Consider the following 23,080-nt stretch of genomic DNA (forward strand, 5'->3'; position numbering starts at 1 on the left):
CGCTGCTTCCCGAAGGCCGCCATGCCCGCTGCATGGCGGCCTTCGGCGTCTTCGGGGTTGCCTTGGCTGGGACTAGTGTCCTAAGTTTTAGGCCATGCGACCCAATTCACCTTTCGTGTTCTTCGACGTCCGCACCGCCGACGCGGCGGGCAGCAAGCGGTTCTTCGCCGAGTTGCTGGGCTGGGAAGCCGACGACACGCTGCTGACGACCGGCGGCGCGCCCTGGGGCGGCCTCACCGAGCTGGCGCCCGGCGACGACCGGGCGCCGCAGTGGCTGCCCTACGCGCCGGTGTCCGATGTGGACGCTGCCGCGGCGAAAGCGCTGGCGCTGGGCGGAACCCTGGTGCGCGAGCGCACCGACCTCCCGTTCGGCTCCCTGGTGGTGGTCACCGATCCCGGTGGCGCGGCCCTCGTGCTGTTCGAGGCCGCGCCGGGCGTCAGCTGAGCGGGCGGAACCCGACGCGCTCGGCGTCCTCGGCCGTCCGGAACCAGACCTCGGCGACCATCTTCGGGAATTGCGCCGATTCCTCGGTGCAGTACCGCAAAGCCGTGACGCTGGCCTTCACGGCGAAGCTGTCGCTGGGGGCACCGCCGCCCGGGCGCGGCATCGCCGAACCGGGGCCGAACGGCCCCGGCGGGACCGAGTCACCCGCGGCCTGCCGGGCCGGGGGCGGCTCCGGAGCCGCGACACTCGCGGCGGCCGCCGCCTGGTTCGGCTGGACCGACGGCTCGAACAGCGAGCCGCTGTGCGCGCCGGACAGGTCCGGTTCGCGGCGCTCGACCGTGCGCATCGACGGCTGGATCGGCTGCGGGGCGTCGAACCCGCCGCGCACCGCCTCCCGAGGCTGTCGCTTCGGCAGCACCTGCGTCGCTTCGGCGGGGGTCTCCGGCGGCACGTCCAGCTCGCTTTCGGCGATGTCACCACCGAACGCGTACTGCGGCGGCTCGGCGTCTTCCGGCTCGTCCTGGCGCACCGAGCCGGGGTGTTCGGTGATGAAGCGGGTGCGCTCCACCGGCTCTTCGAACGCCGACCGCTGGGACGGGGCCTCGTCGTCGAACCAGTCCGGCGTGTCCGCCGCCTCGCCGGCCGGCGGCTGGAACAGCGAGCCCGCGGAGTCGGTGTCGAGCTGCTCGAGCCGCGACAACGCCGGCGATTCGGGCTCCGGCTCGTCGTCGAACGAGTCGCCGACCGGGGCCAGGTACTGGGTCGCGGAGGCGCGCTCCGGCTCCTCGTCCGACGTCAGGAACTGGGTGGCCGCGCTCCGGTACGGGTCGTCCTCCTCGAGCTCCGGCTCGGGCGCGCGGACGGGCTCCGGCTCCGGCGGGATCCGGGACGGCACCTGCGCGTCCAGCTCGGCGAAGTCCTCGTCGATGTCGTCGTGGACGTCGTCGCGGTGGATCGGCGGCGCGGCGACCAGCGTGCCGGGGTAGGAGGTCTCCTGGCGGGACGGCTCCGGTTCGCGCCGCCGGAACGCGTCGGTGCCGCTGCCGACCGTCGCGGCGTTCGCGGGGGTGCGCGCGGCGTCGGCGTGGGCCTGCGCCAGCGAGCTCTCCAGCCGGCGGACGCTCTTGCGGAGCGGCAGCACCAGCACCAGCCAGGTGAGGAGGACCCCGACGAAGAACGCGGCGAGGCTCCACAGCCAGACCTGTCCGAATATGGACATCTTTTCCTGCCCCTGTTAAGTGCTCAGCGCGTACGCGCGACCAGGTAGTCGGCGACCGACTCGCACGCGTCCCGGGCGGGTGACGCGGGCAGCGCGGTGAGCTCGGCTCGCGCGCGCTGAGCGTAGTCGGAAAGGGTGACGCGTGCTCGATCGAGTCCGCTACTGACCCGGAGGAGGTCCAGCGCCTCCTGCACGAGCGCGTCGTCGGCGATCGGGCCGGACAGCAGCTCGATCAGCCGCGGGTCGGTCTCCGGGTCGGCCAGCGCGTACAGCATCGGCAGCGTCCGGACGCCTTCGCGCAGGTCGGTGCCCTGCGCCTTGCCGAGCTCGTCGGACGGCGACGCGATGTCGATGATGTCGTCGGAGATCTGGAAGGCGGTGCCGATGATGTCGCCGAACCGGCGCAGCGCCTCGATGTGGTCCTCGGCGGCGCCGGACATCATGCCGCCGAACCGGCCGGAGGTGGCGATCAGCGAACCGGTCTTCTGCGCGATGACGGTGAGGTAGTGCGCGACGGCGTCGTCACCCGGGCCGGGGCCGACGGTCTCCCGCATCTGGCCGGTGACCAGCTCGCCGAAGGTTTCGGCGATGATCCGCGCGGCGTCCGTGCCGAGGTCGGCGACCAGGCGGGAGGCGTGCGCGAAGAGGAAGTCGCCGGTGAGGATGGCGATGGTGTTGTCCCAGCGGGCGTTGACGCTCTCGGCGCCGCGCCGCATGGTGGCCTCGTCCATGACGTCGTCGTGGTAGAGCGTGGCCAGGTGCACCAGCTCGACCGCGGCGGCGGCGATCACCACGTGGTCGTCCTGCTTGGGGCCGAACTGCGCGGCGAGCAGCGTGAACAGCGGACGGAAGCGTTTGCCCCCGGCCTCGACCAGGTGCAATGCGGCGTCGTTGACGGCCTGGACGTCACTGCGGACGACCTCGCGCAGCAGCTTCTCGACCTCGGTCAGCCCGCCGGCGATCGACCGCAGCAGGGTTTCGTCGGCGATCTGCAGCCCGACCGACGCCCGCAGGTCGTCGAGGGCGCCGCCCGGCGCAGCGGGGAGGGATCCCGCCCCGGGGGCTGGGGAAGGCACAGACACGTCGGCTCCGCTCTACTCGTGCACCGGTCGGTTGCCCCTTGAGCGTAGTGGCTCCGCCGCGCGGTCGTTTACCCGCTGTCCTGCGGAAACGGTGATGAACATGACACCGCCCGGGTGGTTGGTGATCCTCGAAAGGGTGATCGCCGTTCCCAGGCGCAACGCGGGTCTCCGGCGGGCGGATATTCAGTCCTGGAAGAGCGGCCGCCCAGGCCCCTCTCCGGCGGCGAGGAGGACAGCGGATGCGCAGCACGATCGTCACGGCCTTGGTGGTGACCGGCCTGGCGGCTTCCGGCACTTCGTGGGCGGCTCCCCAGCCTGGCGTGGCGGACATCGGCGCGGCTGCGTTCGCGAAGGTCGTGATCGCGCCCCAGGCACCCTGCTCGATCGGCGGCCCGACGAGCGCAACGGCCCAGCAGGTCTCGAAGCCGGGCATCACCTTCGGCGGCGGAACGTCCTCGTGCACGACGTCGCCCTCCGGCGACTCGACGACCTCCACCGCTACGGGCAAGAATTTCGACCTGTCGGCGCTGGTGGCCGCGGGCGGGCCCCAGGTGAAGCTGTCGAGCTACACGGTGACGTGCGTGGGAACCCAGACGCAGACGAACGCGAACTGGACGTACGGCGGGCTGTCGGGGATCGCGAACCCGCCGAGCCCGGTCCCGGTGGGATACGTATCGCCGCTCCGGAAACCGGACGGAACGGTCGTGGCGAACGCGGTATTCAACATCCAGGACGTCCCGGGCGACGGAAGCATCGGCTTGACGATGTTGCGAATCGACTTTCTCCCACCATCGGGCCTGAGCGGAGCGGTGACGCTGGGGCGCACGAGCTGCACGCCGACCCCGTAGACGTCACGAGGGCCGCGGCTTGGGAGAGCGCCGAGAGGACCGCCGCGGCCCTTGTGACCTTGGCTTTTGTGGTGCGGGAACCCTGGTAGGGTGCGGTGCGTCGGATACGCAGGGTGCTCGGGGCGGAGCACACTGCAAGCTAGGGGAGAGCTGATGACGACGGTGTGCTGTGCCTGAGGTCTACGACCCGAGCGGGGATTGGGAGCTGCCGGGGCCCAATGGGGTGCCGCTGGCGGGGTCTTATGGGCCTGCTGGTGGTTCTTCTGGTGGGGCGGGGTTCGCTTATGACGAGGAGACGCTGCACGAACTGGTGCGCGAGTGGAGCGATCTCGCGAACGAGTTTCGAGCAGACTTTGCGCAGGCCGAGGCACTCGAACGGGCGCACGGTCCAGGACTCGAATACGCCAGCGGAAACAACGCAGAGCTGATCCGAGCATCTGGCAAATCACTATCCGAAACATTGCGACAACGAGCTCTTTATTGCGACGCAATGGCCGCGAGGTTCGTCACTGCCCTGGGCAGTTACGCGTCAGCCGAGGAAGCTCACGCCATTGAGATCAGCCGGACCACGAAAGGCACCCTCTAGTGCGTCGGATACTCGCGCCGTGCGGCATCGGCCTGATGTTGGCAACTGCCTGCTCACCGCAGACCACCGGCACCGCTTCGCCCGCCAGCACGCCAAGTTCACCAGGAAGGCCGAACACCGAGCAACAAGTGCCTGGACCTGGCGTCCCGAAGGTGGAGACACCGCTCAACACGAAGAGCTTCGAGTCTGCACCTTGTTCGGCGCTCACCGAAGTTCAGGCAAATGAGATCTTCGGCGGGCGCTCGACATCCAAGCCTGATACGCAGGCACCCGCAGGCCCCACGTGCACTTGGACTCCCGCCGACCTGACCGGCGCCACTATCAACCTGATATTTTCGACCGTCGACCAACTTGGCTTGACCAGTATCTACCAAGCAAAAGGTAGTGAATACAAATTTTTCCAACCCCTGGAACCCATTAGCGGATACCCGGCAGCAGCTTACGGAACCTCAGATTTTCGATCTGATGGCATCTGCTCTATCGCCATCGGTACATCGGACCACAGTACATTAGATATCACGATTACGCAGTCGCGCGGCAACATCGGCAAAACAGATCCCTGCGCCGCCGCGAGCACCGTTGGCTCGAAGGTACTAGCAACTCTGCGAGAGGGAAGCTGATGGCCGAAGAATATCCGCTGACGGCAGCGCAGATTTATGAGCAGATCACTGGCGGCGAAGGTGTCGGCTCGTTGGCTGACGCTCAGGACGGTGCTCGACAGTTGACCACTCGGATGGTTGAACGGGCTCAGCGGATCAGTGCTCTCCGCTCCAAGACCATGTCCGGTTGGCGTGGGAATGCCGGGGAGGCCGCTGCGGATGCGACTCTTCCTCTTGTTCAAGCCGCTGCTGATGATGCTGTTCATCTTCAGAATGCTCAAAGTGCTGTTGGGGCTCAGATGGATGCCTTTGGCACCGCCAAGTATTCCGTCAAGCCGGTTGCCGCTCAGCCACCTGAACTTGGGGCCGAGGATGTTGTTCGGGCCATTTCGGACAACGGGTGGGGTTCCTACCACACCAAAGTTTCCCAATGGCAGGCGGACAGCCAAGCCAACATCGATGCCTTTAGTGCCTATCACTCCGCCAGCACCTCCAATGGTGGGCAGATGCCCGCGCAATACGCGCAGCTTGCCGAATCGGGGGCTCCTATTTCCATGCGGACCTCCGGGGACAAAGCCGGGGCTACTGATACCGGGGAATGGGCTCGAAACCCCCGGGATACGCAGGTTCCGAGTCAGGATCGGCAGACCGTTCGGCCCGGGGAGAACCGGGTGACCGGCGGAAATCAACGGCAAACTCAGCAGGATCGACAGCCCAGGCCGAACCAGGTTCAGTCTGGGAACATCGGAACCGCAAGCAGCGGGAACACGACCACCGACTACACCCACGCCAACAGCTACGCCCCCAAGCCCGTCCTGCCCGCCGCTCAAGGTGGGTATGACTTCGGGCCTACTGGGCAGCCCGTCAGCAACCTGACCGGGACGAACTGGCCCGGTGAGTTCGGGCCATACGGCGGCGGATATCAGCCGGGACCCGGACTGCCCGGGACCAGCACCGGGCCAGGAATGCCGGGAACCAGCACCGGACCGGGAACGCCCAGCACAGGAACGCCCAGCACGGGAACGCCAGGAACGGGACCAGGAACCGGAAGCAGGGCCAACCAGCCCGGCACCCGCGCCCCCGGCGGCAGCACCGGCGCCCGCCTCCCCGAGGAACGGCTTCCCGGCCAGAACCCCGTCCGTGGCTCCGCCGGCCCCCGAGGCGCCAACGGCCTCCCCATGGGCACTCCGCTCGCCGGGCGTGGCGGCAAAGAAGAAGACCGTGAAAAGAAACCAGCCCCCTACCTCCAGAACCCCGATCCCGACGAGACCTTCGGCGGCTTCACCGAAAAGCCCATGCCGCCCGTTATCGGTGAGCACAAGAAACGATGATCTTCTCGCTCGGCACCTTGCTCACCGCCATGCGCGGTGTCGGCTGCGGTGATCCGCACCCCGTCTTCGCCAACGGCCTTCGCTACATTCCGCCCTCTCTCAAACAACAAATCACCAGCGAAGCCTTCGACGAACTCAGCCAATACGGCGTCACCCAAGGCGACGGCTTCACCCCCGAATTCGAAGACCTCCTGCACCTCATCGACCAACCGGCCCAGGAATACTTCGCCTACACGCGGGACGCCGCCGGCCAAACCAGCATCCTCGCCGCGGCCGATGACGGAACCTCCGTCTGCGTGGTCTGCCGCGGGGATCAAGTCGAGCTCACTGAGGTTGACGTCCATCCCGCCGACGCCCTCGTCGCGCACCTGCCGCACCGCCGGGCCGCCGATCTCAAGCCCTTCTCGCTCCCCCAAGACGAGTTCCGGACGCCACCGGCAAGCGACGTCTTCGACGAAGAGCGCAGCCGGGCAGCGCAGGAGCTCGACGCCCTCCTGCGGCAGCCCCACTTCGGCGTCGGGCAGCTCCACGCCGGCGAGCAGACCGTCAGTTACCTCGACCTCAAAGCCGGGCGCGTCGGGATTGCCCTCAAAAACGGCTACATCAACGTCGCCCCCGGGGAAAACGAAAACCTCAGCCAAATGCTGAAGGCCGCCGCCCTCGAATAGCGAGAGCGGCGGCCCGGGAAAAGCACAAACTCAGAAAGCGAAACCGCCGGAACCCGCCCAGCCGAGCGCGAACGCCGGGACCAGGCCCAGTACCAGCGTCACCGCCGTGCCCAGGAAGATCGCCGTTCCCGTGCCGAAGCCCGGGACCGAAACCGACGGGCCGTCCGCCGCCGGCTCGGAGAAGTACATCAGGACGATCACCCGCAGGTAGAAGAACGCCGCCACCGCGCTGAACACCAGGGCCACCACCACCAGCGGGGCCATTCCGTCCGACAACGCCGCCGAGAACACGACGAACTTCCCGATGAAACCGGACGTCAACGGGATACCCGCCAGCGCCAGCAACAGGAACGTGAACACCCCGGCCAGCAACGGCGAGCGCTTCGCCAGCCCCGCCCACGCCGACAGGTGCGTCGCCTCGCCCGACGAATCGCGCACCAGGCTGATCACGCCGAACGCTGCCAGCGTCGTGAAGCCGTACGCCAGCAAGTAGAACAGCGTGCTCGACAGCCCGTCCTTCGTCATCGCGATCGCACCCACGAGCAGGAAGCCCGCGTGGGCGATCGACGAGTACGCCACCATGCGCTTGACGTCCGTCTGGGTCAGGCCCAGCACCGCGCCGATCACCATCGAGATGATCGCCACGCCCCACAGGACGCCGCGCCACTCCCAGGACGTCGACGAGAACGCCACCGACAGCACGCGCAGGATGCCGCCGAACGCCGCCACCTTCGTGCACGCCGCCATGAACGCCGTCACCGGCGTCGGGGCTCCCTGGTAGACGTCCGGGGTCCACGTGTGGAACGGGCCGACCGACCCCTTGAACAGCAGGCCCACCACCAGGAGACCCAGGCCCGCGAACAGCAGCGTGTCCGAGCGGTCCGAACCCGCCGCCGCGGCCGCGATCTCGCCCAGCTTCACCGAGTTCGCGTAGCCGTACAGCAGCGCCAGGCCGTACAGGAAGAACGCCGAGGAGAACGCGCCCAGCAGGAAGTACTTGACCGCCGCTTCCTGCGAGAGCAACCGGCGGCGCCGCGCCAGGCCGCACATCAGGTACAGCGGGAGCGACAGCACCTCCAGCGCGATGAACATCGTCAGCAGGTCGTTCGCCGCGGTGAACGCCATCATGCCGCCGAGGGCGAACAGCGTCAGCGGGAACACCTCGGTCTGCATCACCGTCGCCGTCTGGGCGCGGTCCTGGACCGTGCCCGGGCGGATGCCGGCCTGCGCGACCAGCGCGCCGCCCGGCTCGACCACGCGGTCCGAGATCAGCAGCACCGCGCCGACCGCCAGCGCCAGCAGCGTGCCCCAGAGGAACAGCGCCGGCCGGTCGATCGAGATGGCGCCGCTGAACGTCGTGACGCCGCCCGCCGGGGCGCTGCCCGTCGCGTAGATGATCAGGCTGACGCCGGCCGCGACGATCGACGCCAGGCTTAGGCCCACCTGGATGCCGAACCGCGAGCGCTTCGCCGCGAACGCCTCGACCAGCACGCTGACGCACGCCGCGCCGAAGACGATCAGCACCGGCAGCACCGCCGGGTAGTCGATCGACGGCGTCGTGATCGGCGTCGGCGCCTGGGTCAGGAGGATGTCGAGCACTTTTACTTGCCTCCCTGGACCGCGGACAGCGTCTGCTGCACCGTCGGGGTGACTGTGTCGAGCACCGGCTTCGGGTAGAAGCCGAGAACGATGATCAGCACGACCAGCGGCGCGAGGATCGCGATCTCGCGGCCGTTGAGGTCGGTGATCGCCTTCTTCGCGCCCAGTTCCGGCGCGATGGCCGTACCCGGGCCCCCGCCGACGCCCACGAGAGCGTCACCGCGGACCGGGCCCTGGAAGACCCGCTGGTAGAGCCAGAGCACGTATGCCGCGGCCAGGACCATGCCCACCGTGGCGAGGATCGTGTACACCGGCTGGTCCACAAAGGACCCGATGAGCACCAGGAACTCCGAGACGAACGAGTTGGTGCCCGGCAGGGACAGCGTGGACAGACCGGCGAGCAGGAACAGCCCGGCCAGCAACGGCGTCACCTTGGCCATGCCGCCGTAGTCCGAGATGCGCGACGACCCGCCGCGCGCGATCACCAGGCCGATCACCACGATCAGCATGCCGGTCGCCAGGCTGTGGTTGAGCATGTACGTCGCCGAGCCGACCATCGCCTGCTCGTTGAACGCGAAGATGCCCAGCGAGATGAAGCCGAAGTGCGCGATGGAGACGTAGGCGATGAACCGCTTCATGTCCCGCTGCCCCGCGGCGAGGATCGAGCCGTAGAGGACACCGACCACCGAGAGCACCAGCACCAGCGGCGCCAGGGTCTTGCTCGCCTCGGGGAACATCGGCAGGCAGTAGCGCAGGAACCCGAACGTGCCGACCTTGTCCAGCACGCCGACCAGCAGGACGGCGACGCCGATCGGCGCCTCCCCCGCCGCGTCCGGCAGCCAGGTGTGGAACGGCACCAGCGGCGCCTTGATCGCGAAGGCCAGGAAGAACCCGAGGAACAGCCAGATCTGCGTGGACAGCGGCGCGTCGCGCACCACCGTCACCAGCGTGGCCCAGTCGAACGTGCCCTTGCCGAGCTTGTCCGACGCCAGCGAGTACGCCCCGATCGCCGACGCCAGCATGATCAGGCCGCCGAGGAACGAGTACAGGAAGAACTTCACCGCCGCGTACTGCCGGTTCGCGCCGCCGTAGCCGCCGATGAGGAAGTACATCGGGATCAGCATGATTTCGAACAGCACGTAGAACAGGAAGACGTCGGTCGCGGCGAACACGCCGATCGTGAGCGCCTCCTGCAGCAGGATCAGCGACAGGAACCCGCCCGCGCTGCGCCCCTCCGGGAGCTTGTCCAGCGTGCCGAGCCCGCCGACGACGATCGGCACCAGCAGCGCGATCACCGCGATCATGATCAGCGAGATGCCGTCGGTGCCGAACGCGATGTGCACGCCGAAGCTGGGGATCCAGTCGAAGCTGGACGTCATCTGCAGCCGCGCGCCCGAAGGCGAGTAGCTGAGCCAGAACGGGATGATCAGCACCAGCTCGAGCAGCGAGAACCCGAACGCCGTCAGCACCGCGGCGCGGTCGTTCCCCTTGAGGAACGCCAGCACCAGGGAGCCGGCGAGCGGCACCAGGATGAGGATGAGCAACCAGGTCATCAGGAGAACCTCACCAGCAGGAGAGCCGCCAGAAGCAGGAACGTGCCGCCCAGCATCGACAGCGCGTAGGACCGGACGAACCCGGTCTGGAGCCGCCGGAGCCGGCCGGACCCGCCGCCGAGACCGGCGGCCAGGCCGTTGACCGCGCCGTCGACGCCGCGGTTGTCGACATACACCAGCGCCCGCGAGAGCCAGGTGCCCGGGCGGGCCACCAGCGTCTCGTTGAGCGTGTTGCCGTACAGGTCCTTGCGCGCGGCCCGGGTGACGAACGAGACCCGCTGGGGCTGCTCGACCGGGACGTCACGACGGAAGATCAAGTACGCGATCAGGACCCCGAGCACGGAGAACACGATCGCGCCCGCCGAGATCACGCCGGCGTTCAGCGGCGAGTGGTGGGCCTCTTCGAGCTCACCGACCGACGGGGTCAGCCAGTGGGCGAAGCGGTCGCCGAGGGCGAAGAACGCGCCGGCACCGACCGAGCCGACCGCCAGGACCGCCATCGGGACCCACATGATCGCCTTGGATTCGTGCGGGTGGAAGTCGCGGCCGTCGGTGCTCTTGATGTCCTTCCAGCGCTCCTTGCCGAAGAACGTCATCACCATCAGCCGGGTCATGTAGAACGCGGTGAGCCCGGCGCCCAGCAGCGCGGCGCCGCCCATCACCCAGCCGCGCCAGCCGCCCTGGCTGAACGCCGCTTCGATGATCGCGTCCTTGGTGAAGAAGCCCGACAGCGGCGGGATGCCGATCAGGGCCAGGTAGCCGAGGCCGAAGGTGATGAACGTGATCGGCATCTTCTTGCGCAGGCCGCCGAACTTCCGCATGTCGACCTCGTCGTTCATGCCGTGCATGACCGACCCGGCCCCGAGGAAGAGCCCGGCCTTGAAGAAGCCGTGCGCCACCAGGTGCATGATGCCCAGCGCGTACGCGATGGGCCCGAGGCCGACGGCGAGCATCATGTAGCCGATCTGGCTGACCGTCGAGTACGCGAGGACCTTTTTGATGTCGTCGTACGCGCAGCCGATGATGCACCCGAGCAGCAGCGTCACCGTGCCGACCAACGTGACGATCAGGCGGCCGTCTTCGGTGGCGTTGAAGATGTCCTTGGAGCGGGCCACCAGGTAGACGCCCGCGGTGACCATCGTCGCCGCGTGGATGAGGGCCGACACCGGGGTCGGGCCCTCCATCGCGTCCGGGAGCCACGCCTGGAGCGGGAACTGGCCGGACTTACCGCAGGCGCCCAGCAGGAGCAGGATCGCCATCGCGGTGATCGCCCCCGTGGAGAACTTGCCGTCGCCGACCGCCTTGAAGACCTCGGCGTAGCCGGTCGAGCCCGCGTACTTGAACATGATGAAGATGGCCAGCGCGAGCCCGACGTCCCCGACGCGGTTCATCAGGAACGCCTTCTTCGCCGCGGTGGCGGCGGACGGGCGGCCCTGGTACCAGCCGATGAGCAGGTAGGACGCGAGACCCACGCCCTCCCAGCCCAGGTAGAGCGTCACGAAGCTGTTGCCCAGCACCAGGATCAACATCGAGGCGACGAAGAGGTTGAGGTACGCGAAGAAGCGGTACCGGCCCTCGTCGTCGGCCATGTAGCCGATCGAGTAGTAGTGGATCAGCATGCCGACGCCGGTGATGAGCAGAACGAACGTCAGCGACAGCGCGTCGATCCGCAGCCCGAAGTCCACCTGCAGCGCCCCGACCGGGATCCACGAGTAGACCTTGGTGTCGGTCGTCGTGCCCGTGTCGGCGCTGAAGAACAGGATGACGCCGTAGACGAAAGCCAGCGTGACGGTGGCACAGCCGAGCAGATGCCCCCAGGCCTTCGCGCGCTTCCCCGCCAGCAGGAGGATCAAGGCGCCGAGACCGGGGAGGGCCACCAGCAGCCACGATGATGCGGTCACTCGGGGGTCTCCTAGTACTTCAGCAGGTTGGTGTCGTCGACCGAGGCCGAGCGCCGGGTGCGGAAGATGGCCATGATGATCGCCAGGCCGACCACGACCTCGGCGGCCGCGACGACCATGACGAAGAACGCCATGATCTGGCCGTCGAGCCCGCCGTTGATCCGGGCGAAGGTGACCAGCGACAGGTTCACGGCGTTGAGCATCAGCTCGATGCACATGAACACGACGATCGCGTTGCGCCGTACCAGCACGCCGACCGCGCCGAGCGCGAACAGCAGCGCCGACAGCAGCAGGTAGTACGTGGGGGTCATGCCTTCTCCCCTTCCGAGCCTTCCGGAGTGCCCTCGGAACCGACCAGGGCGTGCGCGTCCGGGTGCGGGCCCTCGTCCGCGACGAGCTTGCGTTCCTTCGCCAGCTCGATCGCCGAAGTGGACTCGATGATCGCCGACAGCGACTCCGGGGCGACCGTGCCGTCCGGCAGCAGCGCCGGGGTGGCCACCGAGTTGGCGGTGGCGAAGACACCCGGGCCGGGCAGCGGCGACGGCCGGTCGTGCTCGCCGCGGAACCGCAGGAGCACCAGTTCCTTCTGCGTGAGCTTCCCGCCCTTGGCGTGCCGGTCGGTGAAGGCCAGCACCATCGCGCCGATCGCGGCGGTGATGAGCAGCGCCGACGTCAGCTCGAACGGGAACAGGTAGTCGGTGAAGATCAGCCGGCCCAGGCCCTTCGGCCCGCCACCCGCGGGAGTGGCGGAGTCGAGCGGGACGGCCGGGGTGACGTTCGCCAGCGCCCGGTAGATGCCGGTGGCCAGCAGCGCGGCCAGCCCGATGCCGAGCACCGTCGCGGCCAGCCGCTGCCCGCGCAGGACTTCGACGACCGAGTCCGAGCTCTCCCGGCCGACCAGCATCAGCACGAAGAGGAACAGCATCATGATCGCGCCGGTGTAGACGATGATCTGGGTGAAGCCCAGGAACGGCGCCGACTGGATCATGTACAGCGCGCCCAGGCTCAGCATGGTCAGCACCAGCCACAGCGCCGAGTGGACGGCGTTGCGGGAGAAGATCATGCCGAGCGCGCCGAGCAGCGAGAGCGGGCCGAGGACCCAGAACGCGATCGCTTCGCCGGTGGAAACACCGGCCGACGGGGAAGGCGCCGCGGCCAGAACTGCGGAGATCACTTGACGCCCTCCCCGCGTGCGAGCTCGGGGCCGTTCACGTAGTAGTCCTGCTCGTTCTCGCCGAGCCGCATCGGGTGCGGCGGCTGCTCCATGCCGGGCAGCAGCGGGGCGAGCAGGTCTTCCTTCGTGTAGATCAGCCGCTGGCGGTCGTCGTCGGCCAGCTCGTAGAAGTTGATCATCGTCAGCGACCGGGTCGGGCACGCCTCGATGCAGAGGCCGCAGCCGATGCAGCGCAGGTAGTTGATCTGGTAGTCCGCGCCGTACCGCTCGCCCGGCGAGTACCGGGCTTCCTCGGTGTTGTCACCGCCCTCGACGAAGATCGCGTCCGCCGGGCACGCCCACGCGCACAGCTCGCAGCCGACGCACTTCTCGAGGCCGTCCGGGTGGCGGTTCAGCTGGTGCCGGCCGTGGTAGCGCGGGGCGGCGGGCGCGCCGGCCTCCGGGTACTCCTCGGTGGCGACCTTCTTGAACATCATCCCGAAGGTGACGCCGAAGCCCTTGACGGGATCAAGAAACCCCATCTTGTGCCCCTTCCTTTGCGGTACCGACGGCCGCCGGCTTGCGGCGGGCCGCCTTCGCCTCGGCCTTGGCCAAAGCCTTCTGACGCGGGGTGGTCTGCGGCACCTTGAGGTCCAGCGGCGGGACCGGGAAGCCGCCGCCGGTGACCGGGATGCTTTCGCTCTCCTCTTCCCGGCTCGCGGCCCGGACGTAGAAGAACAGCGCGACGACGATGAAGATCGCGACCGCGGCGATGATGATGGTCGCGGTGTTCCAGGCGATGACCTTCGCGAACGTCACCATGATGATCCAGACCAGGTTCAGCGGGACCAGGACCTTCCAGCCCAGGCGCATGAACTGGTCGTAGCGCAGGCGGGGCAGCGTGCCGCGCAGCCAGATGAACCCGAAGAGCAGGATGAACATCTTCGCGAAGAACCACAGCACCGGCCACCAGCCGGTGTTGAGGACGTTGTTCCCGATCAGCGACAGCGGCCACGGGGCCATCCAGCCGCCGAGGAACAGCGTCGTCGCGAACGCCGAGACGATCACCATGTTGACGTACTCGGCGAGGAAGAACATCGCGAACTTCATCGAGCTGTACTCGGTGTGGAAGCCGCCGACCAGCTCCGACTCGGCCTCGGGGAGGTCGAACGGGGCGCGGTTGGTCTCGCCGACCATCGAGATCAGGTAGATCACGAAGCTCGGGACCAGGTAGAGGAACCACACCTTGTGCTGCGCGCCGACGATGTCGGCCAGGTTCAGCGACCCGGCCTGCAGGATCACCGCGACGATCGAGAGCCCCATCGCGATCTCGTAGGAGATCACCTGCGCCGCGGAGCGCATGCCGCCGAGCAGCGGGTACGGCGAGCCGGACGACCAGCCGGCGAGCACGATGCCGTAGACGCCGATCGAGGAGCAGGCCAGGATCACCAGCGCGCTGACCGGCAGGTCGAGCAGCTGCAGGACGGTCCGCTCGCCGAAGATCGAGACGACCGGCCCGAACGGGATGGCCGACAGCGCGATCAGCGAGGGCACCACGCACATGACCGGCGCGAGGAAGTACACCTTGCGGTCGGCGGTGTCCGGGATGATCTGTTCCTTGAACGGCAGCTTGATCGCGTCCGCCAGGGACTGCAGGTAGCCGCCCGGGCCGACCCGGTTGGGGCCGGGCCGGTTCTGCATCCGGCCGACCGCCTTGCGCTCCCAGACGATCAGGAAGATCGTCATGATCGGCCCGATCAGCAGGATGACCACGCACTTGAGCAGGATCAGCCACAACGGGTCATCGGCCAGCAGCGCCGCCCGGGTAGCCGCGTCGGGAACACTCCCGACGGCGGCTTCGGTCAGCAGCGGGGTCATTGCCCACCTCCAGCGAGGTTCACGACGGCGCCGTGCCCGGCACCGAGCGTCTTGAACACGGCCGAGCCGTCCGAGTTGCCCGGCAGCCACACGACACCGTCGGGCAGGTCGGCGATCTCCACCGGCAGCGTGATCGCACCGCGCTCGGTGCTGACGCGCACGGTGACGCCCAGCCCTTCGGCGGTCTTCGCGGACAGCCGCGCGACCGGGGTGCGCTGGGTGCCCTTGAGGTGCGGCTCGCCGTCCTGCAGCGAACCGTTGTCGATCAGCTGGCGCCAGGTCGAGAGGACCGCCTGGCCGGCACCCGGCGCGGCGGGCGGCGCGACCTCGGCGGCGACGTGGCTCCAGCGCAGCGCCGAAGCCGGGCCGAGCTTCTCGAAGTCACCGCGCGCCGCGGCCGGCGTCTGCGTGAACAGGTCCGCGTCCATCTCGACGGCGAGCGTGTCGAGCACCCGGCAGTCCGGCAGGGCGCCGGTGCCTTCGATCGTCGTGTCGAACAGGCGGGTGCGGCCCTCCCAGTTCAGGTAGCTGCCGGACTTCTCGTCCGACGCCGCCACCGGGAGCACGACGTCCGCGCGCTCGGTCACCGCGCTGTGCCGCAGTTCGAGGCTGACCACGAACCCGGCGGTGTCCAGCGCGCGCAGCGCGAGGTCCGGGTCCGGCAGGTCGTACGGGTCGACCCCGCCGACGACCAGGCCGCCGAGCTCGCCGGCCGAAGCGGCCAGCAGGATGTCGGTCGCGTCGCGGCCCGGGGTGGCCGGGAGCGGGACGCCCCAGGCGTTTTCGACGGCGACGCGGGCGGCGTCGTCGCCGACCCGGCGGCCGCCGGGCAGCAGCGACGGCACGCAGCCGGTCTCCAGGGCACCCCGGTCACCGGCGCGGCGCGGGATCCACGCGAGCCGGACGCCGGTGCGCTCGACCAGGTCGTGCAGGGCGGCGAAGAGGCCGGGGATCGCGGCGGCGCGCTCGCCGACCAGGACGACCGCGCCTTCGCCGCGCAGGGCCTCGTCGAGGTCCGGCGCGTGCTTGGCGATGCCTTCGACGGCCGCGGCCTCCTGGCCGGGGACGCAGGCGAGCAGCTCGCCGAACGTCTTGCGCACCGACGACGTCGTCCACTGTCCCAAGTGGATGACCCGGGTGCGGTTCTTGCGGGCCGCCTTGCGCAGCCGCAGGAACACGATCGGGGCTTCGTCCTCGGGCTCGAAGGCGACGCACAGGACCGTGCGGGCCCGCTCGATCTCGCCGAAGGTGACGCCCGATTCCGGTGTCACGCCCACGACGTGCGAGGTGATGAACGCCAGCTCCTCGGCCGAGTGCGGGCGGGCGCGGAAGTCGACGTCGTTGGTCTGCAGGGCGACGCGGGCGAACTTCGAGTACGCGTAGGCGTCCTCGACGGTCAGCCGGCCACCGGGCAGGACGCCGACGCCGCCGTTCGACCGGGCCTCGGTGAGGCCGGCCGCGGCGATGCGCAGCGCGTCGGTCCAGGACGCCTCTTCCAGCTCACCGGTTTCGCGGTTGCGGACCAGCGGGCGCTTGATGCGGTCCTCGGCGCCGGTGTAGCGGAAGGCGAACCGGCCCTTGTCGCAGATCCACTCTTCGTTGACTTCCGGGTCGTCGCCGGCCAGCTTGCGCTGGACCTTGCCGCGGCGGAAGTCGGTGCGCTCGGCGCAGCCGGACGAGCAGTGCTCGCAGACGCTCGGCGAGGACACCAGGTCGAACGGGCGGGAGCGGAACCGGTAGGCCGCGCTCGTCAGGGCCCCGACCGGGCAGATCTGGATGACGTTGCCGGAGAAGTAGGACTGGAACGGCTGGCCGCTGGTCGTCCGCGACGCCAGGTCCAGGACGTCCGCCGTCTCCGCGGTGCCGATCTGCTGGTGGGCGCCGCGCTCGAGGAGCTCGATGAACGGGTCACCGGCGATCTCGCGGGAGAACCGGGTGCAGCGCTGGCAGAGCACGCAGCGCTCGCGGTCCAGCAGCACCTGCGTCGAGATCGGCAGCGGCTTGGGGAACGTCCGCTTGGTGTCGACGAACCGGGAGTCCGTGCGGCCGTGCGCGAGCGCCTGGTTCTGCAGCGGGCACTCGCCGCCCTTGTCGCAGATCGGGCAGTCCAGGGGGTGGTTGATGAGCAGGAGCTCCATCACGCCCTGCTGGGCCTTGTCCGCCACCGCCGACGTCAGCTGCGTCTTGACGACCATGCCGTCGGCGACGGTCATCGTGCAGGACGCCTGCGGCTTCGGCATCGGACGGCCGCCCATCTCGACCTCGACCAGGCACTGGCGGCAGGCGCCGGCTGGGTCGAGGAGGGGGTGGTCGCAGAACCGCGGGATGACGGTGCCGAGGCGTTCGGCCGTGCGGATGAGGAGCTCGCCCTTGGGGGCGATGACCTCTTCGCCGTCGATGACCAGCTTGACGTGGCCTTCGGGGACCGGCGTCTCGGTGGTCTCGGGCTTGTCGGGGGCGATCGTCATGCCTGCGCTCCCACGAGTTCGGGCTTGGTCTGTTCGTGCCGGTTCTTCTCGCACAGCGCGAGGAATTCCTCGCGGAAGTACTTGATGCCGCTCTGGATCGGCGACACCGCGCCGTCGCCGAGGGCGCAGAACGACCGGCCGAGGATGTTGTCGCAGACGTCGAGGAGGGTGTCGATGTCCTCCTCGGTGCCGTGGCCCTCGACCATGCGCTCGAGGATCTGCGCCAGCCAGTACGTGCCTTCGCGGCACGGCGTGCACTTGCCGCAGGACTCGTGCTCGTAGAACTGGGTCCACTTCATCACGGCCCACGGCACCGACACGGTCTCGTTGAAGACCTGGACGGCGGTGGTGCCCAGCATCGACCCGGCTTCCGCCGCGCCTTCGAAGTCCAGCGGAACGTCGAGGTGCTCGGCGGTGAACATCGGGGTGGACGAGCCGCCCGGGGTCCAGAACTTGAGCGGGATGCCGTCCTTCATGCCGCCCGCCATGTCGAGCAGCTCGCGCAGGGTCGTCCCCAGCGGGCACTCGTACTGGCCGGGCTTCTCGACGTGACCCGAGATCGAGTAGATCTTCGGGCCGGGCGACTTCTCGCGGCCCATCTCGCGGAACCAGCTCGACCCGCCGTTGACGATGAACGGCGCGCTCGCGATGGTCTCGACGTTGTTCACCGTGGTCGGCGCGGCGTACAGACCCGCGGCGGCCGGGAACGGCGGCTTGAGCCGCGGCTGGCCACGACGGCCTTCCAGCGAGTCGAGCAGCGCCGTCTCTTCACCGCAGATGTAGGCGCCCGCCCCCGCGTGGACGGTGATCTTGAGGTCGAAGCCCGAGCCGAGGATGTTCTCGCCGAGGTAGCCCGCCGCTTCGGCTTCGCGCACGGCCGCGTTGAGGCGGCGGATGCAGTGCAGCGCCTCGCCGCGGACGTAGATGAAGCAGTGGTTGGACCGCATCGCGTACGAGGCGATGATGCAGCCCTCGATGAGCGAGTGCGGGTCCGCCATCATCAGCGGGATGTCCTTGCACGTCCCCGGTTCGCCCTCGTCGGCGTTGATCACCAGGTAGTGCGGCTTGTCGAAGTTCGGCGGCATGAACGACCACTTGATGCCGGCCGGGAAGCCCGCGCCGCCGCGGCCGCGCAGACCGGAGTCCTTGACCAGCTGGACGAGCTGCTCCGGCGTCCCGGCCAGGGCCTTGCGGACGGCGGTGTAGCCCTCGAGGGCCTCGTACGTCCCGATCTGCCAGGAGTTCGGCGACAGCCAGCGCTTCGTGAGGACGGGGGTAATGGGATCGGCCATTACTTCTTCTCCACTTCTGGCAACGGCACATCGGAAGCCACCGGGGCGACCCAGCCGCGGTCCTGCGCGAGCTTCGCGCCCCGCAGCGTCTCGACGGCCTGCGACGGGCCGTCGACGTCCCGGCGGTAGGCCGCTTCGTCCTCCGGGAAGAACCCGGCGAGCTGCAGCTCGGCGCCCTTGAAGTTCGACAGCGGCGCGCCGCGCGTCGGAGCCGGCTTCTTGCCCGCCTGCAGCGCGTCGACCAGCGCGACGGCCTTGTCCTCGGTCTGGTTGTCGAAGTACTCGTAGTTGACCTGGATGACCGGCGCGAGGTCGCAGGCCGCGAGGCACTCGGCGTGCTCGAGGGTGATCGAGCCCGGCTCGTTCGGCGTGCCCGCGGTCTCGTTGTGCCCCAGCGGTTCCTCTTCGGACCCGAGGTGCGTCTGGAGGCGCTTGTAGATCGCGTCGCCGCCCATGGCCGCGCACAGCGTGTTGGTGCAGACGCTGACGAGGTGCTCGCCGCACGGCTTGCGCTTGTACATCGTGTAGAACGTCGCGACCGCGCTGACCTCGGCGTCGGACAGGTCGAGCTGCCGCGCGCAGAACGCGATGCCTTCCTGGCTGACGTACCCCTGCACCGACTGCACGAGGTGCAGCATCGGCAGCAGCGCCGAGCGGGACATCGGGTAGCGGGCGATCAGGTCCTGCGCCTTGGCGTGGATGTCCGCGTCGAAGATGTCCTCGAGCGGCGTCTCGGTGATGATCCCGGCCGCCACTTCGGGGTCCGGCGCGATGGCGACGACGTCGGTGTCGGGCCCCGCCGCGGCGTACGTCGTCGCGGCGTCCTTCGAGCCCGGCTCGGGAACTGCTGTGGTCATCGGTCCACTCCCCCCATGACGGGGTCGATCGAGGCGATGGCGGCGATCACGTCGGCGACCAGGCCGCCCTCGGCCATGGCGGGCATCGACTGCAGGTTCACGAAGCTCGGTTCGCGCACGTGGACCCGCAGCGGCCGGGTGCCGCCGTCGGAGACCAGGTGCGCGCCCAGCTCGCCGCGGGGTGACTCGACCGCCGCGTAGACCTGCCCGGCCGGGACCTTGAAGCCCTCGGTGACCAGCTTGAAGTGGTGGATCAGGGACTCCATCGACTGGCCCATGATCTTCTTGACGTGCTCGAGCGAGTTGCCCATGCCGTCGCTGCCGATGGACAGCTGCGCGGGCCAGGCGATCTTCTTGTCCTCGACCATGACCGGGCCCGGCTCGAGCTTCTCGAGGCACTGCTCGATGATCTTGAGGCTCTCGTGCATCTCGTGCACCCGGATCAGGTAGCGCGACCAGCAGTCGGCGCCGTTGTCCACGGGCACGTCGAAGTCGAACTCGTCGTAGCAGGAGTACGGCTCGGTCTTGCGCAGGTCCCAGGGCAGGCCCGCGGACCGCAGCACCGGGCCGGTGACGCCGAGCGCGAGGCACGCGTCCACCGGCAGGTAGCCGACGCCCTTGAGCCGGTTGCGCCAGATCGGCTGGCCGGTGAAGAGCTTGTCGTACAGCGGGAGGCGTTCCTTCATCGTCTTGACGAACGCCTTGACGACCTCGACGTAGTCGGCCGGCATGTCCTGCGCGAGGCCGCCGGGGCGGATGAACGCGTGGTTCATCCGCAGGCCGGTCAGGTGCTCCAGCAGGTGCAGCACCTCTTCGCGCTCGCGGAAGCCGAGCGTCATCGCAGTGGTGGCGCCGAGCTCCATGCCGCCGGTGGCGATGTAGACCAGGTGCGAGCCGATCCGGTTGATCTCCAGCAGCAGCACGCGCAGCAGCTGCGCGCGGCGCGGGGCTTCGATCTGCAGCAGCTTCTCGACGCCGAGGCAGTACGCCATCTCCGTCGACAGCGGGGCCAGGTAGTCCATGCGCGTCACGAAGGTGACGCCCTGGGTCCAGGTCCGGTACTCGCAGTTCTTCTCGATGCCGGTGTGCAGGTAGCCGATGACCGACCGCAGCTGCGTGACGGTCTCGCCCTCCATCTCCAGCACGAGCCGGAGCACGCCGTGCGTCGACGGGTGCTGCGGGCCCATGTTGATGACCATGCGCTCGTCGTGCTGGGCGTCGGCGATGACGTCGTCCCAGTCGCCGCCCGAGACCGTGTAGACGCGGCCTTCGGTGGTGTCGCGGGAATCGGCGTAGCTGACGTCGTCGGTGCTGTCGGACCCCGGCGCGCTCGTGTCCGTCCCGGTGGTGACGTCGGACAGGTTCTCGGTGCTCACGAGTACGACCTCCGCTGGTCCGGCGGCGGGATCTCCGCGCCCTTGTATTCGACCGGGATCCCGCCGAGCGGGTAGTCCTTGCGCTGGGGGTGGCCGTCCCAGTCGTCCGGCATCAGGATCCGGGTCAGCGCCGGGTGGCCGTCGAAGACGATCCCGAACATGTCCCAGGTCTCCCGCTCCTGCCAGTCGGCGGTCGGGTAGGTCTCCACCAGCGACGGCACGTGCGCGTCCTCGACGTCGAGGGTGACCTCGAGGCGGATGCGGCGCCGGTAGGTCAGCGACGTGAAGTGGTAGACCGCGTGCAGCCGCTGCGGGACGTCGACGCCGTAGTCCACACCGGACACCGAGGACAGCAGCTCGAACCGGAGGCCGCCGTCGTCGCGCAGGGTCTTCGCGATCGCGGGCAGGTGCTCGCGGGCGACGTAGAAGGTGATCTCGCCGCGGTCGACCGTCGTCTGCAGGATCGCCTCGGCGGGGATCTTGCGCTCGGCCAGCGCGGCGTAGAACTCGTCGGCGAACTGGTCGAACCAGCCGCCGTACGGGCGTTCGGCCGGCGCCGGGCTGTACGCCGGGAGCCGGACGCCGCCGTAGCCGGAGGTGTCGCCGGTGCCGTGGACGCCGAACATGCCCTGGCGTTCGCGCCCGGTGACGACCGGCTCGGCCGCGCCCGGGCCCGCCGCCGTCAGGCCGGTTTCGGCTCGCTCGGCGCTGGACTGCTCTTCGCCGGGTTGGGGGTTCTCAGTCATCGCTCTACTTCTTCGCGTACTTGATCGACGACGCGACGAGCTCGGTGCGCTCCCCGCTCGCGGCGCGGATGGCGGCGCGGCGGGCGTTGATCGGCTCGTCCTGGATCTTGGCGTGCAGCTTGAGGATCGCGTCCAGCAGCATCTCCGGCCGCGGCGGGCAGCCGGGCAGGTACATGTCGACCGGCACGATGTGGTCGACGCCCTGGACCACGGCGTAGTTGTTGAACATGCCGCCGGAGGAGGCGCAGACGCCCATGGCGAGCACCCAGCGCGGCTCGGCCATCTGGTCGTAGATCTGGCGCAGGACCGGGGCCATCTTCTGCGTGACGCGCCCGGCGACGATCATCAGGTCGGCCTGGCGCGGCGTCGCGCTGAAGCGCTCCATGCCGAAGCGGGCGATGTCGTAGCGGGAACCGCCGACCGTCATCATCTCGATCGCGCAGCAGGCGAGGCCGAAGGTGGCGGGCCACAGCGAGTTCTTGCGCGCCCAGTTGACGAGGCCTTCCAGGCTGGCCAGCAGGACGCCGTTGGGGAGTTTTTCTTCCAGGCCCATGGGTCTAGTTCCAATCCAGGCCGCCGCGCCGCCACACGTAGGCGTACGCGAAGCCGACCGTCGCGATGAACAGCAGGATCTCCACCAGGCCGAAGGTGCCCAGCGCGTCCGCCTGCACGGCGAACGGGTAGAGGAAGACCATCTCGATGTCGAACAGGATGAACAGCATCGCGGTGATGTAGTACGCGACCGGCATCCGCCCGGCGCCGACGAGCGGCTGCGGGGACGGCTCGATGCCGCACTCGTAGGCGGAGAGCTTGGCCTTGTTGTACCGGCTGGGTCCGACGAGCGGCCCGAGCAGGACCGACAGCACGGCGAACGCCAAGGCCAGCACGAACAACAGGACCAGGGGCAGGTAGGGCTTCAGGCTCGGGGCCTCTTGGGCCAGCTGCACCGTGTCGGTCCGGGTCAGCAACGTCAGCACGGGGTCTTCGCCATCCTTTCCGCGCCGCTGCGGTTGTGCTTGTGGTGGGGAACCGCTGGGCCTCGTCGGCACCCTAAGGGACCTGGGTCACACCGCCGAGGATCAGGGTCTCCTTACGGCCCGTGGCTGGACCGTGAGCAGCTTGTGAAATAGTTCACAAGCCACTCGTCGCGGATGTGAAGGGATTCACAAAGCATGGGGGGAGTCTAGGACGCGACTCACACTCTTGTCCCTAGTACCCCGTGTTATAAGGGTTGCCTAAGTTCCCGCGCCATCGTTGTCACGGGTCGGCAACACCGCGCGCGCGACCTGCGCGAAGGGGCTTCAAGATCGCGATCCGGGCGGACAAAACGGGCGCTGACCTGTGATCTATCCCACTGACCGCACGGCCAACTTGTTAGGCCACCCGTGTGTCCGCGCGCGAGAAAGCGCCCCAATGTGGCGTTGGGCGCATCTGACGCACCCAATGTGGCGGTGGGGGGGGGGTGAGCACCCGCCGACA

General features: G+C 68.8%; 22 protein-coding genes. 6 read left to right on the top strand and 16 right to left on the bottom strand.

The window, feature by feature from the left end; translation table 11 throughout:
• Window positions 1-94: 94 nt before the first annotated feature.
• Window positions 95-445, top strand: coding sequence for a VOC family protein (locus ACWEF6_RS07865; protein WP_449682193.1), 351 nt, complete (start codon window positions 95-97; stop codon window positions 443-445).
• On the opposite strand, the gene ACWEF6_RS07870 is transcribed toward ACWEF6_RS07865, so the two are convergent.
• Together ACWEF6_RS07870 and ACWEF6_RS07875 are read right to left on the bottom strand one after the other, a co-directional pair.
• On the bottom strand, window positions 438-1,664 hold the full coding sequence (locus ACWEF6_RS07870; protein ID WP_449682194.1) for a sunset domain-containing protein: 1,227 nt from the start codon (window positions 1,662-1,664) through the stop codon (window positions 438-440). The two genes, ACWEF6_RS07865 and ACWEF6_RS07870, sit on opposite strands and share 8 nt — an antisense overlap.
• A 23-nt stretch (window positions 1,665-1,687) precedes the next feature.
• Window positions 1,688-2,740 (bottom strand): polyprenyl synthetase family protein, encoded by a 1,053-nt coding sequence (locus tag ACWEF6_RS07875; protein WP_449682195.1) that lies wholly within the window; start codon window positions 2,738-2,740, stop codon window positions 1,688-1,690.
• Window positions 2,741-2,985: 245 nt separating this feature from the next.
• Here ACWEF6_RS07875 and ACWEF6_RS07880 point away from each other — a divergent pair, with 245 nt between their 5' ends.
• The 5 genes from ACWEF6_RS07880 (at window position 2,986) to ACWEF6_RS07900 (ending at window position 6,778) form a co-directional block, all read left to right on the top strand.
• The gene (locus tag ACWEF6_RS07880; RefSeq protein WP_449682196.1) at window positions 2,986-3,594 is read left to right on the top strand and encodes a hypothetical protein; all 609 of its coding nucleotides are present in this window, start codon (window positions 2,986-2,988) and stop codon (window positions 3,592-3,594) included.
• A 169-nt stretch (window positions 3,595-3,763) separates the two neighbouring features.
• On the top strand, window positions 3,764-4,180 hold the full coding sequence (locus ACWEF6_RS07885; protein WP_449682197.1) for a hypothetical protein: 417 nt from the start codon (window positions 3,764-3,766) through the stop codon (window positions 4,178-4,180).
• 35 nt (window positions 4,181-4,215) lie between these two features.
• Window positions 4,216-4,800 (top strand): DUF3558 domain-containing protein, encoded by a 585-nt coding sequence (locus tag ACWEF6_RS07890; RefSeq protein ID WP_449682198.1) that lies wholly within the window; start codon window positions 4,216-4,218, stop codon window positions 4,798-4,800.
• Entirely contained in the window at window positions 4,800-6,110 is a 1,311-nt protein-coding gene (locus tag ACWEF6_RS07895; protein ID WP_449682199.1) for a PPE domain-containing protein, read from the top strand. The genes ACWEF6_RS07890 and ACWEF6_RS07895 overlap by 1 nt, the downstream gene beginning before the upstream one ends.
• Complete coding sequence (locus ACWEF6_RS07900; protein ID WP_449682200.1) at window positions 6,107-6,778, top strand: ESX secretion-associated protein EspG; 672 nt, start codon at window positions 6,107-6,109, stop codon at window positions 6,776-6,778. The genes ACWEF6_RS07895 and ACWEF6_RS07900 overlap by 4 nt, the downstream gene beginning before the upstream one ends.
• A gap of 30 nt (window positions 6,779-6,808) precedes the next feature.
• Here ACWEF6_RS07900 and nuoN read toward each other — a convergent pair whose 3' ends face one another.
• From nuoN to ACWEF6_RS07970, 14 genes are read right to left on the bottom strand one after another with little or no spacing between them, the layout of a single operon-like run.
• Window positions 6,809-8,377, bottom strand: coding sequence for an NADH-quinone oxidoreductase subunit NuoN (nuoN, locus tag ACWEF6_RS07905; RefSeq protein WP_449682201.1), 1,569 nt, complete (start codon window positions 8,375-8,377; stop codon window positions 6,809-6,811).
• 2 nt (window positions 8,378-8,379) lie between these two features.
• Window positions 8,380-9,930 (bottom strand): NADH-quinone oxidoreductase subunit M, encoded by a 1,551-nt coding sequence (locus ACWEF6_RS07910; protein ID WP_449675973.1) that lies wholly within the window; start codon window positions 9,928-9,930, stop codon window positions 8,380-8,382.
• Window positions 9,930-11,831, bottom strand: a complete 1,902-nt coding sequence (nuoL, locus tag ACWEF6_RS07915; RefSeq protein ID WP_449682202.1) for an NADH-quinone oxidoreductase subunit L — start codon at window positions 11,829-11,831, stop codon at window positions 9,930-9,932. Before nuoL ends, ACWEF6_RS07910 begins: the two co-directional genes overlap by 1 nt.
• Before the next feature lie 11 nt (window positions 11,832-11,842).
• Window positions 11,843-12,142, bottom strand: coding sequence for an NADH-quinone oxidoreductase subunit NuoK (gene nuoK, locus ACWEF6_RS07920; protein WP_003081840.1), 300 nt, complete (start codon window positions 12,140-12,142; stop codon window positions 11,843-11,845).
• Window positions 12,139-13,005, bottom strand: coding sequence for an NADH-quinone oxidoreductase subunit J (locus ACWEF6_RS07925; RefSeq protein ID WP_449682203.1), 867 nt, complete (start codon window positions 13,003-13,005; stop codon window positions 12,139-12,141). Before ACWEF6_RS07925 ends, nuoK begins: the two co-directional genes overlap by 4 nt.
• Window positions 13,002-13,526 carry an NADH-quinone oxidoreductase subunit NuoI gene (nuoI, locus tag ACWEF6_RS07930; protein ID WP_003081846.1) on the bottom strand — a complete coding sequence of 175 codons (525 nt, stop codon included), beginning with the start codon at window positions 13,524-13,526 and terminating at the stop codon, window positions 13,002-13,004. The genes ACWEF6_RS07925 and nuoI overlap by 4 nt, the downstream gene beginning before the upstream one ends.
• A complete protein-coding gene (gene nuoH / locus ACWEF6_RS07935; RefSeq protein ID WP_449682204.1) occupies window positions 13,513-14,862 on the bottom strand; it encodes an NADH-quinone oxidoreductase subunit NuoH in 1,350 nt (449 codons plus the stop codon). The genes nuoI and nuoH overlap by 14 nt, the downstream gene beginning before the upstream one ends.
• A complete protein-coding gene (locus tag ACWEF6_RS07940; protein WP_449682205.1) occupies window positions 14,859-17,330 on the bottom strand; it encodes an NADH-quinone oxidoreductase subunit G in 2,472 nt (823 codons plus the stop codon). Before ACWEF6_RS07940 ends, nuoH begins: the two co-directional genes overlap by 4 nt.
• Entirely contained in the window at window positions 17,327-18,622 is a 1,296-nt protein-coding gene (nuoF, locus tag ACWEF6_RS07945) for an NADH-quinone oxidoreductase subunit NuoF (RefSeq protein ID WP_364514206.1), read from the bottom strand. Before nuoF ends, ACWEF6_RS07940 begins: the two co-directional genes overlap by 4 nt.
• Window positions 18,622-19,479: an NADH-quinone oxidoreductase subunit NuoE gene (nuoE, locus tag ACWEF6_RS07950; RefSeq protein WP_449682206.1), complete on the bottom strand. Its 858-nt coding sequence runs from the start codon at window positions 19,477-19,479 to the stop codon at window positions 18,622-18,624. The genes nuoF and nuoE overlap by 1 nt, the downstream gene beginning before the upstream one ends.
• Entirely contained in the window at window positions 19,476-20,855 is a 1,380-nt protein-coding gene (locus ACWEF6_RS07955; protein WP_449682207.1) for an NADH-quinone oxidoreductase subunit D, read from the bottom strand. The genes nuoE and ACWEF6_RS07955 overlap by 4 nt, the downstream gene beginning before the upstream one ends.
• Window positions 20,852-21,601 (bottom strand): NADH-quinone oxidoreductase subunit C, encoded by a 750-nt coding sequence (locus ACWEF6_RS07960; RefSeq protein ID WP_449682208.1) that lies wholly within the window; start codon window positions 21,599-21,601, stop codon window positions 20,852-20,854. The genes ACWEF6_RS07955 and ACWEF6_RS07960 overlap by 4 nt, the downstream gene beginning before the upstream one ends.
• 4 nt (window positions 21,602-21,605) lie before the next feature.
• Window positions 21,606-22,154 carry a NuoB/complex I 20 kDa subunit family protein gene (locus ACWEF6_RS07965; protein WP_043783847.1) on the bottom strand — a complete coding sequence of 183 codons (549 nt, stop codon included), beginning with the start codon at window positions 22,152-22,154 and terminating at the stop codon, window positions 21,606-21,608.
• Between the two features lie 4 nt (window positions 22,155-22,158).
• Window positions 22,159-22,578, bottom strand: a complete 420-nt coding sequence (locus tag ACWEF6_RS07970) for an NADH-quinone oxidoreductase subunit A (protein WP_206790918.1) — start codon at window positions 22,576-22,578, stop codon at window positions 22,159-22,161.
• Window positions 22,579-23,080: the final 502 nt, after the last annotated feature.

The organism is Amycolatopsis sp. NPDC004772, from assembly GCF_053601215.1.

Coding starts and splice junctions, on each gene's coding strand:
- ACWEF6_RS07865 (WP_449682193.1), top strand. CDS start 95: ATGCGACCCAATTCACCTTTCGTGTTCTTCGACGTCCGCACCGCCGAC.
- ACWEF6_RS07870 (WP_449682194.1), bottom strand. CDS start 1,664: ATGTCCATATTCGGACAGGTCTGGCTGTGGAGCCTCGCCGCGTTCTTC.
- ACWEF6_RS07880 (WP_449682196.1), top strand. CDS start 2,986: ATGCGCAGCACGATCGTCACGGCCTTGGTGGTGACCGGCCTGGCGGCT.
- ACWEF6_RS07890 (WP_449682198.1), top strand. CDS start 4,216: ATGTTGGCAACTGCCTGCTCACCGCAGACCACCGGCACCGCTTCGCCC.
- ACWEF6_RS07895 (WP_449682199.1), top strand. CDS start 4,800: ATGGCCGAAGAATATCCGCTGACGGCAGCGCAGATTTATGAGCAGATC.
- ACWEF6_RS07900 (WP_449682200.1), top strand. CDS start 6,107: ATGATCTTCTCGCTCGGCACCTTGCTCACCGCCATGCGCGGTGTCGGC.
- ACWEF6_RS07910 (WP_449675973.1), bottom strand. CDS start 9,930: ATGACCTGGTTGCTCATCCTCATCCTGGTGCCGCTCGCCGGCTCCCTG.
- nuoK (WP_003081840.1), bottom strand. CDS start 12,142: ATGACCCCCACGTACTACCTGCTGCTGTCGGCGCTGCTGTTCGCGCTC.
- nuoI (WP_003081846.1), bottom strand. CDS start 13,526: ATGGGGTTTCTTGATCCCGTCAAGGGCTTCGGCGTCACCTTCGGGATG.
- nuoH (WP_449682204.1), bottom strand. CDS start 14,862: ATGACCCCGCTGCTGACCGAAGCCGCCGTCGGGAGTGTTCCCGACGCG.
- ACWEF6_RS07940 (WP_449682205.1), bottom strand. CDS start 17,330: ATGACGATCGCCCCCGACAAGCCCGAGACCACCGAGACGCCGGTCCCC.
- nuoF (WP_364514206.1), bottom strand. CDS start 18,622: ATGGCCGATCCCATTACCCCCGTCCTCACGAAGCGCTGGCTGTCGCCG.
- nuoE (WP_449682206.1), bottom strand. CDS start 19,479: ATGACCACAGCAGTTCCCGAGCCGGGCTCGAAGGACGCCGCGACGACG.
- ACWEF6_RS07960 (WP_449682208.1), bottom strand. CDS start 21,601: ATGACTGAGAACCCCCAACCCGGCGAAGAGCAGTCCAGCGCCGAGCGA.
- ACWEF6_RS07965 (WP_043783847.1), bottom strand. CDS start 22,154: ATGGGCCTGGAAGAAAAACTCCCCAACGGCGTCCTGCTGGCCAGCCTG.